The organism is Mesorhizobium sp. M7A.F.Ca.CA.002.05.1.1, from assembly GCF_003998335.1.
Taxonomy (GTDB): domain Bacteria; phylum Pseudomonadota; class Alphaproteobacteria; order Rhizobiales; family Rhizobiaceae; genus Mesorhizobium.
The window spans coordinates 1-13,444 of the sequence record NZ_RZQI01000053.1 but is presented as its reverse complement, the minus strand read 5'-3'; the positions used below and the strand labels follow the sequence as shown (position 1 = coordinate 13,444).

The window sequence follows — 13,444 nt, the reverse complement described above, 5'->3', positions numbered from 1 at the left end:
GCTCATAGCGTTCGGCGGCGCGCTTGAGCATCGCATCGAAACGGCCGGACTTGTAGTATTGCGTCGCGCTGGCGAACTCGTAGTCGAAGCCGAACGTGTCGAGGAAGCGGCAAAGCATCGCGTTGTTGTGGTCGGCGAAGCTCGCATAGTCGCCGCCGAAGGGGTTGGGGACCGACGACAGCGGCTTGTGCAGATGAGGCTCGAGTGCGGCGCGGTCCGGCACGCTGTCGGGTATCTTGCGCATGCCGTCCATATCGTCGGAAAAGCACAGCAGCTTGGTCGCGACCTTATCCTGCGTCAGGACGCGGAAAGCATGGCGCACCATCGACGTCCGCGCCACTTCGCCGAACGTGCCGATATGCGGCAGGCCGGACGGCCCGTAGCCGGTCTCGAACAGGATTGTTTGCGGGAAGTCGGCGCCTTTGTAGCGCTCGATGATCTTTTTGGCCTCTTCGAAGGGCCACGCCTTGCTTTCGGTCGCGGCCGCCAACAGTTCGGGGTTGAGATCGATGATGTTTGATCCCGCCATGTCACAGTTTCCAAATCATTTGCCGGCCCGAAGGCGGGCCGCGGCAAGGTTTTCAACCGGTCTCTAGGCGTGCAGCGCCGGAGCGTCAACGCGTGCGGCGCTTTTTCCTTGCGGTGCAGAACGGGCGTTCCTAACTTCGAGGCCCGGTTCAAGGAGAAAAAATTGCCGACACCTCATGAAGCCCTGATCTATCTGATGGTCATCACCTCGGCCTCGGACCGCGACATGACCGATGTCGAACTGGCGCGGATCGGCGAGGTCGTCCGCTCCTGGCCGGTGTTCGAGGACTTCAACCGCGACAGGCTGGTCGGCGTTGCCCAGGACTGCCAGAAGCGCCTGCACGAAAAGGACGGGCTGGAGGGTGTGCTGGCTGAAGTCGCCGAGGTCTTGCCTGAGCGGCTGCGCGACACCGCCTATGCCGCCGCCTTCGAGGTTGCCGCCGTCGACCTCGAAATGCGCATGGAAGAGGTGCGGGTGCTGCAGCTGATCCGGCGTCAGCTCGATCTCGACACGCTGACGGTTGCTGCCATCGGCCGCGCGGCCAAGGCGCGGCTGCGCACGCTGACCTGAGTTCTTGGCCGGGCGCTGTTGAGGTTCAGGTCAGGCCGGCAAAGCCGACCGGAACCGGATCAGAAAAAGCTGACCGGGAAATAGCGCAGATAAAATTCGGCGAACGTGCCTTTCATCGAAATCTCCTGCAGCGCGTAATCGATCGCGGCGGCCAGCGCCGGATTGTCCGCTTTGGTGGCAATGGCCATGCCCGAGCCCAGATATTCAGGCGCCAGATAGGGCCCGCCGGCAAAGCGGCAGCAGCCCGCCGCGTCCGAGCCGCCCAGCCAGAAGGCCAGGCGCATGCCGTCGCCGAAGGCGGCGTCGACCTTGCCGGCCTTGAGATCGGCATAGAGGTCCTCCGGCCTGTCGAAAGGGACGACCTGAACCGTGTTGAAATAGTCGCGCAGCATGCGTTCATGCGCCGAGCCTGATATTACGCCGACACGCTTGCCGTGCAATTTGTCAAAGATGGGCTCGGTCAGCGCCTTGCCTTTCGGCATGATGAAGCGCGCTGGAAACTGCAGATAGGAGCGTGAGAAGGCGTAGGTCGCGCGCGATTCCGGTGTTGCGGCGATGCCGGCGATGATCGCCTCGCCTTCGCCTTTCCGCAGTGCGCCTTCCAGCTCGGCCCAGGGCAGGGCCTGGATCTGGCATTTTTCGACAATGCCAAGCTCGGCGCAGATGGCGCGTGCCAGATCGATATGGAAGCCGGACAGCTTTCCCGCGCCGTCAAGGAAGTTGAAGGGCGGGAAGTCCGTGGTGGTCAGGAACCTCAGCCGGGGCAGCGTCGAAAGGTCTGGCTTGGGCAGCCGCTCCTTGGCATCCCACAGCACCGGAACCTGAGGCGCCGCGGCGCGCGCGCCGTCGGCGAACGACAGCAAGCCGATCAGCATCGCAAGGGCGAAGGACCTCCACCGGAACGCCAAGATAAAACTCCGCCACAGTCGTGCTCGCACCGGTTTTGGTACGAAAATGGTACAGGCACAATGGTTTTTGATTTCAACCCGCCGATTTCAGGATATGATTTAGCCGGTTTGCAAATCAGCTTCGGCCGCCTCGGTGAGGGAAGCCACAAAATAAGTATGCGATTTGCAATCCGTGGTCGGTGGCGAAGTGTAAATCAGGCACGCATCATTGGCCGCAATGCACGAGGCAACATGGGGTTGATGTTGCGATGGGTCAGTTCGATCGCACGCTGGAATACATAGACCAACTGCAGCACGCCGCAACGGCGGCGGCGGTCTGTGAAAGGCTGCTGGGCATAACATCGGATTTCGGCCTCACCGCGCTGATGGCGGGAACCGTACCGCAGCCAGGCACGCCGGCCGGCCAGCAAAAGCAGCATGTGCTTCTCTGCGATTGGCCGGGCGAATGGCTGGAGCGCTATGTCGCGCGCAACTATGTCGATCATGACCCGGTCGTCAGCCATATGAAACAGTTGCAGGCGCCCTTCCAGTGGCACGAGGCGTCGCAGGGCATCCGCATAGACAAGAGCAGCGGCGAGGTGATGGGCGATGCCGGCGCCTTCAAACTGCGTGATGGATTGGCCTTTCCGTTGATCACGCTTGACGGCCAGATCGTCATGGTGTCGCTCGGCGGCGAGGCTGTGGAATTGTCCGCCGCCGAATTTGGCCAGGTGTCGCTGGTCTCGACCTATGCGGTTGGCCGCGCCATGCAACTCCACACCATGGCGAGCAACACCATCGATCATATCGTGCTGACGCCGCGCGAGCGCGAATGCCTGCAATGGGCCGCCGTCGGCAAGTCCGAATGGGAGATTTCGCAAATCCTCGGCATTTCCGAACACACGTCGGAGAAACATCTTCTTAACGCCAAAAGCAAACTAGGTGCCGTCAACAGGGTGCAGGCCGTCGCGGAAGCGATACGGCGCGGCTACATTAGTTAGGTCGGCCGTGCCGACCTGGAATTTTTGCCTACGCGATCACGCAATTTTCTCATCAAAGCACGGCCGTATCTTCCTCTGAACGCAGGAGACGGCGGAATGCTTTTTTCCCTTACAACCCAGGAATTGATGGAACGTCCCGACCTTTGGGAGGCCGTCCATCGTTTGCGCTACAAGATATTCGTCGAAGAGATGGGGTGGGATGACCTCAGGCGGCCCGACGGGCTCGAACTCGACCAGTTCGATCACGACGAGGCGGTCCATCAGATCGTCATCAGAGGCGGTGAAGTGGCGGGTTATCAGAGGATGTTGCCGACGACGCGCCCACATCTGCTGACCGAGGTCTTGACCGATCTTTCCGAAGGAACGCCGCCATCGGGTCCAAACATCTGGGAATTGACCCGCTACGCGGTGGCTCCCGGTTTTCGTGACGGCCGTCGCGGCGTTTCGACCGTCGGCACCGAACTGATTGCCGGTTTCGTCGAGTGGGGGCTGAAGCGCGGCGTCGACAAGGTGATCATCGAGTTCGAGCCGATGTGGGTGCTGCGCGCCTTGCAGCTGCATTTCCTGGCGACCCCGCTGGGCTATCAGCGCACCTATGGCAACCAGCAGGTCGTCGCCACCTTGCTGACCTTCAACGAACACACACTCGATGTGGTGCGGTCGCGCCGCAATCATTTTGCTCCCGTGCTGGCCAGGGGATATCCCGACATGCTCGGGCAAAGGCGTGCGTCATGAGATCGGAGACAGCCATGAGCACACACCCGCAACCTGAACTTCGCAACCACACGCTGGTCGTCACCGTGTCGTCGAGTGACGGCCGGCCGGTGCTGGACAGGAGAGCCTATGAAAGCCTGGCAAGGACCTTCCATGAAGCCGCCGACAATGAGGAGGTTCGCGTCGTCGTGCTGCGCGGCCTGGCAGGCTGTTTCTGTCTGGGCGGCGACTTCTCCGAATTCCTCGACGCCACCAAGCACCAGAAACTGATTGCCGCCGTCACCGACCTGTTCCGCACGCTGGCGACGTTTCCCAAGCCCATCCTTGCCTGCGTTGACGGCGATGCCGTCGGTGTCGGCTGCACCATCCTGTTCCATTGCGACATGGTGATCGCGTCCGATGAGAGCACGTTCAGGGTGCCGTTCGTCGATTTCGGCCTGGTGCCGGACGCGGCGACCAGCATCCTGGCGCCGCAGAAGCTCGGCTATGCCGGTGCCTTCCGCTTCTTCTGCCTCGGCGACACGCTTCGCGCCGAGGACGCCAGGGCGCTCGGCCTCGTCGCCGAGATCGTGCCGGGCGGCACCGTCGAGGAAGCGGCGCTCGGCCGGGCGAGACAGCTTGTCAAGAAGCCGGTCGCAGCCCTGCTGCAGACGCGCGGCCTGCTGAAAGGGAACACCGAGGCCCTCTGCGACCGCATCGATCAGGAGATTTCGCTTTTCCAGCAGGCGCTGCAGGACGACACCACGCTGCGGCGATTGCAACGCATCGCCCGGCTCGCGGCCTGAGCGAAAGCCTCAAGGAACGCGCCGCGCGGCCAAGGCCGCGCGGCGCGGAAGCGTCAATCCTGCTTGCCGAGGAATGACGGCCCTTCGCCGATGATCTTCTTGTCTTCCTTGCCGATGATTTCGAGATCGCGCCCCTCATAGGGCAGAGACGACAGGATGCGCCGCATGATCGCCAGCCGCGCGCGCCGCTTGTCATTGGCCCGTACGATGATCCACGGCGCGAATTCCTTGTGGGTGCGCTCGAACATGGTGTCGCGCACCTTGGTGTAGTCGTCCCACTTGGTGATGCCTGCAACGTCGATGGGCGAAAATTTCCAGCTCTTCAGCGGGCTGTAGCGACGGTCATGGAAGCGCTCGAGCTGCGTTTCCCGGCCGATGTTCAGCCAGAATTTGAAGAAGTGGATGCCCTCGTTGGAGATCATCCGCTCGAAATGCGGCGTCTCCTCAAGAAACTGCTCGTGCTGCTGCGGGGTGCAGAAACCCATCACCGGCTCGACACCGGCGCGGTTGTACCAGGAACGGTCGAAGGTGACGAATTCGCCTGAAGTCGGGAAGTGGTCGACATAGCGCTGGTAGTACCATTGCCCAAGCTCGGTCGGGGTCGGCTTGGTCAGCGCCACGTTGCGTGCCGTGCGCGGATTGAGGTACTGGCGCACCACGAAGATCGTGCCGCCCTTGCCTGCAGCATCGCGACCTTCGAACAGCGCCATCACCCGTTTGCCGGTCGACTGCAGCCAGGCCTGCGCCTTGACCAGCTCGATCTGCAGCTTCTCGAGCATCTCGTCATACTCGTCGCTTTTCATCTTCTTGTCGTAGGGATAGCCGCCAGCGGTCAGCTTGTTGTCCTCGACCCAGTCGGGAAGCACGGGATTTTCGATGTCGAACTCCCTCTCCTTGCCGCCGATCCTGATCTTCAGCGGCCCCGCAGTTGGCGCGGCGGGACTTTCTTTGGCTTTTTTCATCGAGACGAACCCTTTCCAGCTTCCGGACTCATGCTATGGGGAGCCACTATAGCGCCGCGCGTCCGTTTGGATGCGCAAAGGACGCTGTAGCACTTTTAATTTGCGCATGATCCTTTCCGAAAATCGATCCCGATTTTCGGGTCATGCGGCAAGCGGTCTAGTGGAAGTTTTCCGCCACCGTGCGACCGGGTGCGAAGACATGGGGGCAGGTCCACGAGCGAATGGCTGACCTGGACACAGAGCAGAGAGGCATGACGCAAACCATGGCCGCACGGCTGTGGAATAGCCGCTGGCTGCTTGCGGCCGGCGTCGTTGCGGTTCTCGCTGTTTATGCCTTGGCCGGGATTTCAGCCTATGTCGTCCCCGCGGCGCTGCTGTTGCTGCTTGCAGCGGCAATACTGCCGACCGCCGGCGCGCGCCAATCCACCGGCAGCGGCGCTGCCATCGAGGCCATCGGCCTGCAGCGGCTCTCGGGTGAATATCTGGCCGCCGCCGTCGCCGATCCGCTGATCATCTTCGACCGGACCGCCACCATCGTCCATGCCAACGCCGCCGCCTTCGCCGCCTTCGGCGGCATCGCGCCAGGCATGTCGCTGTCGTTGAAATTCCGGGCGCCGGAGATGCAAACCCTGCTGGATGGAGTACTATCTGGTGATATCGCCTCCGATGTCGTCGACTACATGGAGAAACTGCCGGTCGAACGGGCCTACCGGGTGAGTGTGTCCTCGGTCGGTCACGCCACCGATCTCTATGTGCTGGTGTTCAAGGACCAGAGCGAAGCACGCCGGATCGACCGCATGCGCGCCGATTTCATTGCCAATGCCAGCCATGAACTGCGCACGCCGCTCGCCTCAATCGCCGGCTTTATCGAAACGCTGCGCGGGCCAGCCCGCAACGACGCGGCGGCGCGCGACCAGTTTCTGCAGATCATGCAGAGCCAGACCGGTCGCATGGCGCGTCTGATCGACGATTTGTTGTCGCTGTCGCGGCTCGAGATGAAACCCTATCTGAAGCCGGGAACCGAGGTGGATCTGCGGCAGACAGTCGACAGCGTTATCGACTCGCTCGGACCGCTGGCCAGCGAAAACGCCGTCGCCATCGAGCGGCACTACGCCGATGGGCCGCTTCATGTGCCTGGCGATCGCGATGAGCTTTTCCAGGTTTTCGAGAACCTCCTGGAAAACGCCTGCAAATACGGGCAGTCGGGTGGGCGGGTGGTTGTATCCATAGCCCATAGCGATGCCGGATCAGAGCCGGGCATCGACGTGACGATCAGGGACTTTGGCCCTGGCATTCCCGAGGAGCACATTCCGCGCATTACCGAGCGCTTCTACCGCGTCGACGTCGAGACCAGCCGGACCCAGAAGGGTACCGGCCTCGGCCTGTCGATCGTCAAGCATATACTGACGCGCCACAACGCCCGGCTTTCGATCAAGTCCGAAGTCGGCAACGGCGCGGCATTCTCGGTTCATTTGCCGACTCACTGATATCGCCCTAATTCAAAGGGACTGTTTCTTTTTTCTGTCATCCGGCTAGCGTATCAGCGGGGATTCGAGGAAACGACTCAAAATCAAAACACCCCGTGGGAAGGCATTTTGCCATGCAGTCCGTGCACATCGTCAGCGCTTATGACGAGGAGTTGAAATATCTGTCGAAGCGCATCGCCGCGATGGGAGGTCATGCCGAGCGCATGGTCGAACAGGCGGTCACCGCTCTCGTCAATGCCGACCCAGGCCTTGCCCAGAAGGTCATCCGCGACGATACCGTACTGGACGAGGGCCAGCGCGAAATCGACGACAAGGCCATCATCATCATTGCCAAGCGTCAGCCGATGGCGGCGGATTTGCGCGAGATCGTCGGGACCATTCGCATCTCCGCCGACCTCGAACGGGTTGGCGATCTCGCCAAGAACGTTGCCAAGCGGGTGGTCGCCGTCACCGACGGACGCCAGCCGACCAGCCTGTTCCGCGGCCTCGAGGCCCTGTCCAACCTGGCGTTGACCCAGCTCAAGGAAGTGCTCGACGTCTACGCGTCTCGCTCGGTGGAGAAAATCGGCTTCGTGCGCGATCGTGACGACCAGATCGACGCCATGTACACATCGCTGTTTCGCGAATTGCTGACCTACATGATGGAAGATCCGCGCAACATCACGCCCTGTACGCATCTGCTGTTTTGCGCCAAGAACATCGAGCGTATCGGTGATCACGCCACCAACATCGCTGAGACCATCTATTACATCGTCACCGGCGATCAGTTGCCGGCTGAGCGGCCCAAGGGTGACAAGACCGACAAAATCAGTCTTTCCGAGACGCAGCCGGTGAAGTGAACGCGCCTCTCGAACCGTCACCCGATTTACGCTAAGCTTTCTGGGCTTTGCCTCTATCCTCGCCCGTGGATTTGCTCCGGGAGGTCGTGATGGAAAATGCTCGGAACCTGACCCCGGCGCCTGGGCCGATATCCGGCATTATCGCTTGCGGCGTCTACACGGCGGGGCGCCGCATCGCCGACATTCCCATCGAGGAAGCCGGCGAATGGGCAAAGAAATCCGGTCATGTCGTCTGGATCGGCCTTTTGGAGCCCGACCGTAACCTGTTGCTGCGCGTCCAGGCGCAGTTTCACCTGCATGAGTTGGCGATCGAGGATGCCGAGCACCCGCACCAGCGGCCGAAGATCGAGCAATATGGCGACGCCTTGTTCATCGTCGCCCGCACGGCGCAGTTGATCGACGGTCGGGTCACTTTCGGCGAGACCCATTTGTTCGTCGGCTCAGGCTACATCGTCAGCGTCAGGCACGGTCCCTCGACGTCCTATGCCGCCGTTCGTCAGCACTGGGAAAGCTGCCCGCACTCGCTGGCCAAGGGTGAGGATTTCGTCCTCTATGCCATTCTCGATTTCATCGTCGACAATTACATGCCGGTGCTCGAGCAGATCGAGGACGAAGTCGAGGCGATCGAGGACAAGGTTCTGCTGAAGCCGATGACCGCTCCCGACATCGAACGGCTCTATATGCTGCGCCGCGATCTCCTGCGCCTGCGCAATGCCGCGCTTCCGCTGGTCGAAGTCTGCCGACGGCTGACCAGCGCCGAGCTGCCGCAGATACATACCGCCATGCACCCGCTGTTCCGCGACGTGACCGACCACATCCGCACCGTCCAGGAGAAGATCGACAGCCTGCGCGAAGTGCTGGCGTTCGCTTTCGAGGCCAGCCTCCTAGTCGGCCAGAGTCAGGAAACGGCGAACACCAAGAAACTCGCCTCATGGGCCGCCATCCTGGCGGTGCCGACGGCGCTCGCAGGCATCTACGGCATGAACTTCGACAGTATGCCGGAACTGAAGATGGAGTACGGCTACCCGGTGGTGCTGACCGCGATCGCGGTGATCTGCACGTTCCTCTACTGGCGGTTCAGGAAGAACGGTTGGCTGTGAAAGAGAGCGAATAGCGAATAGGGAGTAGCGAATAGCGAACACAAAAACGGCTTGCTTCCTGTGACGGAAGGCAAGCCGTTTCTATTCGCTATTCGCTATTCGCTATTCGCTATTCGCTATTCGCTATTCGCTATTCGCTATTCGCTATTCGCTATTCGCTATTCGCTCAGCGACTCCGCCGCCGCTCCGATGCCGGCTGGAACGCCACGCGGGCGTGGTATTTGCAGTAGGGTCCGGTTTCGGCGGCTTCGTTGCCGCAGAAATGGAAGTCCTCTGAAAGCGGGTCACCGTTCGGCCATTTGCAGGTGCGCTCGGTCAGTTCGACCAGCTGCAGATGCCGCGAGATCGGCAGCACGACATTCTCAACCGGACGGATGTAATGGCGTGCCACGGGTTCGGCGTCGAACTGCGTCTGCAAGGCGGTCGCGCCGATCGATGTCGTGACATGGCGTGCCGTGGTTGCAGCGCGTGATACCGATTTCTGGACGGTCGATCCTTGCGCTGCCTTCTTCTGGCGTGCCGGTGTGGCGGTCGAGCGTCCGCGGCCCGACAGTTTCAGCCGATGCACCTTCCCGATGACCGCGTTGCGGCTGACCCCTCCAAGCTGCGCAGCAATCTGGCTTGCGCTCAGACCCTCCGACCACAGTTTTCTCAAGAGTTCTACCCGCTCGTCAGTCCAGTTCATGAGACCGCGCTCCTCTAAGCGTGCGGCAATCGGAATCCTTCTCCCGACCCGGCAACATTTGCCGGGGCAGACACCACATATATCTGGTGATTAGGTCCGCCGCACGAAATCTAGTTATTTCTCGACTACAACTACTCTATGCGCTGACTCGGTGACAAGAGTCCCAAGTGCAACACGAATCGGTTTTTTCGGTTTTCCCCAACTTGCCCGGTCGCTGATGAGCCGGCGTCCCGTCGGGAGGCTTGCCGCGCGCCACTACGCGACGTTTTCGTTGACTTCATGGCCGAAAAACAGGATAAGCCGCACAGGCCGCCGCTTTGGCGGCTTTTTTGATTTTCCGGTACCGGAGACGCATATAATGAGCGGTTCGGCGCTTTACGAGACCTTTGCTCGCGCACCCTTGGCCTTCGACCACGGGGAAGGCACATGGCTGATTACCGACAAGGGCGAGCGATATCTCGACTTTGCCGGCGGCATCGCCGTCAATTCGCTGGGCCACAGTCATCCGCATCTGGTCGCCGCACTCACCGAGCAGGCCGCCAAGCTGTGGCATGTCTCCAACCTATACGAGATCCCCGGGCAGAACCGGCTTGGCGAGCGGCTGGCCGACGCCACCTTCGCCGACAAGGTGTTCTTCACCAATTCCGGCGCCGAGGCGCTGGAATGCGCGATCAAGACGGCGCGCCGCTACCAGTTCGTCAACGGACACCCCGAGCGCTTCCGCGTCATCACCTTCGAAGGCGCCTTCCATGGCCGCACGCTGGCGACCATCGCGGCCGGCGGCCAGTACAAATATCTCGAGGGCTTCGGCCCCAAGGTCGAAGGTTTCGATCAGGTCGGTTTCGACGACATCGACGCCGCCGAAAAGGCGATCACGCCGGAGACGGCCGCCATCCTGATCGAGCCGGTGCAGGGCGAGGGCGGTATCCGCCCGGTGCCGACGCAATCGCTGAAGCGGCTCAGGCAATTGTGCGAACAGCACGGCCTGCTGTTGATCTTCGACGAGGTCCAGTGCGGCATCGGCCGTACCGGCAAGCTGTTCGCGCATGAATGGTCAGGGGTTACGCCAGACATCATGGCGATCGCCAAGGGTATTGGCGGCGGTTTCCCGATGGGCGCCTGCCTCGCCACGGATGAAGCGGCCGTGGGCATGACCGCTGGCGTGCATGGCACCACGTTCGGCGGCAACCCGCTGGCCATGGCGGTCGGCAACGCCGTGCTCGATGTCGTGCTGGAAGACGGCTTCCTCGAAGATGTCCAACGCAAGGCGCTGCTGATGAAGCAGGGGCTGGCGTCGGTCGCCGACGAGTTTCCCGAAATCATCGAGGACATCAGGGGTGCCGGGCTGATGCTCGGCCTCAAATGCGCCATGCCCAACACCAAGGTGAACATGGCCTTGCGCGACCAGAACCTGCTGGCGGTTCCGGCCGGCGACAACGTCATTCGCCTGTTGCCGCCGCTCACCGTCACCGACGCCGAGATCCATGAGGCGCTCAACCGCATCCGCGCCGGCGCCAAGGGCCTGGCGGAGGCGATCGCTTCCGCCGCGGCGAAGTAATCCCGGAACCATTGCTGATGTCAGTTCGCCATTTCACCGATCTTTCCACCGTTTCCGAAGGCGATCTGCGCTTGATGCTGGACGATGCGGTGGTGCGAAAGGCGCGCCTCAAGGCCGGCGAGCGCACCAAACCGCTTGAAGGCAAGGTGCTGGCAATGATCTTCGACAAGCCGTCGACGCGCACGCGCGTCTCCTTCGACGTCGGCATGCGGCAGCTCGGCGGCGAGACCATCATGCTGACCGGCACCGAGATGCAACTCGGCCGCTCCGAGACCATTGCCGACACGGCCAAGGTGCTGTCGCGCTATGTCGATGCGATCATGATCCGCACCACCTCGCATGAGCGCCTGCTGGAATTGACCGAGAACGCCACCGTGCCGGTGATCAACGGATTGACCGACGACACCCATCCCTGCCAGCTGATGGCCGATATCATGACCTTCGAGGAACATCGCGGTCCGGTCGCCGGCAAGACCATCGCCTGGACCGGCGACGGCAACAATGTGCTGCATTCCTTGCTTGAGGCCTCGGCCCGGTTCCGCTTCAACCTCAACGTCGCCGTGCCTGAGGGCAGCGAACCGGCGCAGAAGCATATCGACTGGTCGCGGGCACATGGCGGCAAGCTGCACTTCACCCGCTCGCCCGAGGAAGCCGTCGATCAGGCCGACTGCATCGTCACGGATTGTTGGGTCTCGATGGGTCAGGAGCATCGCGCCCGCGGCCACAACGTGTTCTCGCCCTATCAGGTCAACGCCAAGCTGATGGCCAAGGCCAAGCCGGACGCGCTGTTCATGCATTGCCTGCCGGCGCATCGTGGCGAGGAAGTGACGGACGAGGTCATCGACGGGCCGCATTCGGTGGTCTTCGACGAGGCCGAGAACCGGCTCCATGCCCAGAAGGCCGTGCTTGCCTGGTGTCTCGGCGCTTGAAGTGTCTCGGCGCTTGATCCCCGGGAGCTTGATCTGCGGGGGTGTGATGCCTATTTGCGCCGCATCACGCAAATCAAGCGCGTTTCGACGCATGCGCCCCGGAGGGCGGCATGGCCGCGCCCTGGAGCTTTGTCATGTTGGAAACCTATCAAGTGACTGAACATCACCCCAAACTCGGCGAATTTGGCTATGCCGGCGACGATCATGTCGTGCCGTTCGAGGTCGGCCCGCTCGATGTGCGGGGCCGCACCGTCCAACTCGGGCCGATGCTCGACGCCATCCTCAGCCGCCACGATTATCCCGAGCCGGTCGCCCGCCTGCTGGCGGAGGCCTGTGTGCTGACCGTGCTGCTCGGCACCTCGCTGAAGTTCGAGGGCAAGTTCATCCTGCAGACCCGCACCGACGGGCCTGTCGACATGCTGGTCGCGGATTTTTCCACGCCCTCGGCATTGCGCGCCTATGCGCGTTTTGACGCCGACCGGCTGGAAGCGCTGGTCGCGGCCGGCGAAACCTCGCAGCAGACCCTGCTCGGCAGCGGCGTGCTGGCGCTGACCATCGACCAGGGTGCTCACACGCAGCGCTATCAGGGTATCGTCCAGCTCGACGGCGAGACGCTGGAAGATGCGGCACGCACCTATTTTCGCCAGTCGGAACAGATCCCGACCGATCTCAGGCTGTCGGTGGCCAAGCTTTTGACGCCCGGTCCTGGCGGTGCCCGCGAGCAGTGGCGCGCCGGTGGTATCCTGGCGCAGTTCCTGCCGCAGTCGCCCGAGCGCATGCGCGTGCCGGATCTGCCGGGTGGCGATGGCGATCCGCGCGAGGAGATCCACGACCCGGTCGACAATTCCTGGCAGGAGTTGCTGGCGCTGCTCGGCACGATCGAGCCGACCGAACTGATCGACCCGACAATCGGTGCCGAGCGGCTGCTTTACAGGCTGTTCCACGAGCATGGCGTGCGCGTCTTCGGCGGCGTCCCGGTCGCCGACCAGTGCTCGTGCTCCAAGGACAAGATCCGCGGCATCCTCGAGGGTTTTTCCGCGCAGGAGATCAAGGACAGCACCGAGGATGGTGGCATCCACGTCGCCTGCGAATTCTGCTCGAAGCAATATGACTTCGACCCGGCGGAATTCGCGGCGCAGTAGCAGGGTTTTTCCTTCTCCCCGTTTACGGGGAGAAGGTGCCCGAAGGGCGGATGAGGGGCAGCGCAGACGGCGGCGACTGGCCGCACGTACTCAATCGTACGCCGTTGTGCACGCAATATATCCGAGAGTCCGGCGCCGCCCCTTGTATCTGCACGAGATGATTATGTGCGATGGAAGCGATTGAGCCTCGGGCCGGATGGCCATCCGGCCCGAGGCTTGGCGAAGTCGCCCGCTGCCCCTCCGGCTACAACCGTCA

13 protein-coding genes and 1 pseudogene are annotated in these 13,444 nt (G+C 62.1%); 10 read left to right on the top strand and 4 right to left on the bottom strand.

The window, feature by feature from the left end; genetic code table 11:
- Positions 1-529 (bottom strand): annotated as a pseudogene (gene lysK, locus EN939_RS04985) (lysine--tRNA ligase); the annotation flags it as partial.
- 162 nt (positions 530-691) lie between these two features.
- Here lysK and EN939_RS04980 point away from each other — a divergent pair.
- A complete protein-coding gene (locus EN939_RS04980) occupies positions 692-1,099 on the top strand; it encodes a tellurite resistance TerB family protein (protein ID WP_256755010.1) in 408 nt (135 codons plus the stop codon).
- Positions 1,100-1,158: 59 nt separating this feature from the next.
- Here the strand turns inward: EN939_RS04980 and EN939_RS04975 are convergent, their stop codons facing one another.
- Positions 1,159-2,007, bottom strand: a complete 849-nt coding sequence (locus EN939_RS04975; protein WP_127267151.1) for a transporter substrate-binding domain-containing protein — start codon at positions 2,005-2,007, stop codon at positions 1,159-1,161.
- Between the two features lie 248 nt (positions 2,008-2,255).
- On the opposite strand from EN939_RS04975, the gene EN939_RS04970 reads away from it, so the two are divergent.
- From EN939_RS04970 to EN939_RS04960, 3 genes are all read left to right on the top strand, one after another.
- Positions 2,256-2,987, top strand: coding sequence for a helix-turn-helix transcriptional regulator (locus EN939_RS04970; RefSeq protein WP_127267150.1), 732 nt, complete (start codon positions 2,256-2,258; stop codon positions 2,985-2,987).
- 96 nt (positions 2,988-3,083) lie between these two features.
- On the top strand, positions 3,084-3,722 hold the full coding sequence (locus EN939_RS04965; RefSeq protein WP_013533650.1) for an acyl-homoserine-lactone synthase: 639 nt from the start codon (positions 3,084-3,086) through the stop codon (positions 3,720-3,722).
- 14 nt (positions 3,723-3,736) lie between these two features.
- Positions 3,737-4,486: an enoyl-CoA hydratase-related protein gene (locus EN939_RS04960; RefSeq protein WP_013533649.1), complete on the top strand. Its 750-nt coding sequence runs from the start codon at positions 3,737-3,739 to the stop codon at positions 4,484-4,486.
- A gap of 53 nt (positions 4,487-4,539) precedes the next feature.
- On the opposite strand, the gene ppk2 is transcribed toward EN939_RS04960, so the two are convergent.
- Positions 4,540-5,448 (bottom strand): polyphosphate kinase 2, encoded by a 909-nt coding sequence (ppk2, locus tag EN939_RS04955; RefSeq protein ID WP_127267149.1) that lies wholly within the window; start codon positions 5,446-5,448, stop codon positions 4,540-4,542.
- Between the two features lie 221 nt (positions 5,449-5,669).
- Between ppk2 and EN939_RS04950 the strand changes: the two genes are divergently transcribed.
- The 3 genes from EN939_RS04950 (at position 5,670) to EN939_RS04940 (ending at position 8,874) form a co-directional block, all read left to right on the top strand.
- Positions 5,670-6,935, top strand: a complete 1,266-nt coding sequence (locus EN939_RS04950) for an ATP-binding protein (RefSeq protein WP_127267148.1) — start codon at positions 5,670-5,672, stop codon at positions 6,933-6,935.
- 113 nt (positions 6,936-7,048) lie between these two features.
- Positions 7,049-7,774 carry a phosphate signaling complex protein PhoU gene (phoU, locus tag EN939_RS04945; RefSeq protein WP_013533646.1) on the top strand — a complete coding sequence of 242 codons (726 nt, stop codon included), beginning with the start codon at positions 7,049-7,051 and terminating at the stop codon, positions 7,772-7,774.
- An 89-nt stretch (positions 7,775-7,863) separates the two neighbouring features.
- Positions 7,864-8,874, top strand: coding sequence for a magnesium and cobalt transport protein CorA (locus EN939_RS04940; protein WP_127267147.1), 1,011 nt, complete (start codon positions 7,864-7,866; stop codon positions 8,872-8,874).
- Positions 8,875-9,040: 166 nt separating this feature from the next.
- Here the strand turns inward: EN939_RS04940 and EN939_RS04935 are convergent, their stop codons facing one another.
- Entirely contained in the window at positions 9,041-9,559 is a 519-nt protein-coding gene (locus EN939_RS04935) for a GcrA family cell cycle regulator (RefSeq protein WP_127267146.1), read from the bottom strand.
- A gap of 358 nt (positions 9,560-9,917) precedes the next feature.
- Between EN939_RS04935 and EN939_RS04930 the strand changes: the two genes are divergently transcribed.
- From EN939_RS04930 to EN939_RS04920, 3 genes are all read left to right on the top strand, one after another.
- The gene (locus EN939_RS04930; RefSeq protein ID WP_127267145.1) at positions 9,918-11,117 is read left to right on the top strand and encodes an aspartate aminotransferase family protein; all 1,200 of its coding nucleotides are present in this window, start codon (positions 9,918-9,920) and stop codon (positions 11,115-11,117) included.
- Between the two features lie 17 nt (positions 11,118-11,134).
- A complete protein-coding gene (gene argF / locus EN939_RS04925; RefSeq protein WP_127267144.1) occupies positions 11,135-12,046 on the top strand; it encodes an ornithine carbamoyltransferase in 912 nt (303 codons plus the stop codon).
- A gap of 110 nt (positions 12,047-12,156) precedes the next feature.
- Positions 12,157-13,188, top strand: coding sequence for an Hsp33 family molecular chaperone (locus EN939_RS04920; protein WP_127267143.1), 1,032 nt, complete (start codon positions 12,157-12,159; stop codon positions 13,186-13,188).
- Positions 13,189-13,444: the final 256 nt, after the last annotated feature.

Excerpts from the sequence above, each read along its gene's own strand:
- ppk2 (WP_127267149.1), bottom strand. The coding sequence starts at position 5,448 with ATGAAAAAAGCCAAAGAAAGTCCCGCCGCGCCAACTGCGGGGCCGCTG.
- phoU (WP_013533646.1), top strand. The coding sequence starts at position 7,049 with ATGCAGTCCGTGCACATCGTCAGCGCTTATGACGAGGAGTTGAAATAT.
- EN939_RS04935 (WP_127267146.1), bottom strand. The coding sequence starts at position 9,559 with ATGAACTGGACTGACGAGCGGGTAGAACTCTTGAGAAAACTGTGGTCG.
- EN939_RS04950 (WP_127267148.1), top strand. The coding sequence starts at position 5,670 with ATGGCTGACCTGGACACAGAGCAGAGAGGCATGACGCAAACCATGGCC.
- EN939_RS04920 (WP_127267143.1), top strand. The coding sequence starts at position 12,157 with ATGGCCGCGCCCTGGAGCTTTGTCATGTTGGAAACCTATCAAGTGACT.
- EN939_RS04940 (WP_127267147.1), top strand. The coding sequence starts at position 7,864 with ATGGAAAATGCTCGGAACCTGACCCCGGCGCCTGGGCCGATATCCGGC.
- argF (WP_127267144.1), top strand. The coding sequence starts at position 11,135 with ATGTCAGTTCGCCATTTCACCGATCTTTCCACCGTTTCCGAAGGCGAT.
- EN939_RS04960 (WP_013533649.1), top strand. The coding sequence starts at position 3,737 with ATGAGCACACACCCGCAACCTGAACTTCGCAACCACACGCTGGTCGTC.
- EN939_RS04930 (WP_127267145.1), top strand. The coding sequence starts at position 9,918 with ATGAGCGGTTCGGCGCTTTACGAGACCTTTGCTCGCGCACCCTTGGCC.
- EN939_RS04965 (WP_013533650.1), top strand. The coding sequence starts at position 3,084 with ATGCTTTTTTCCCTTACAACCCAGGAATTGATGGAACGTCCCGACCTT.
- EN939_RS04970 (WP_127267150.1), top strand. The coding sequence starts at position 2,256 with ATGGGTCAGTTCGATCGCACGCTGGAATACATAGACCAACTGCAGCAC.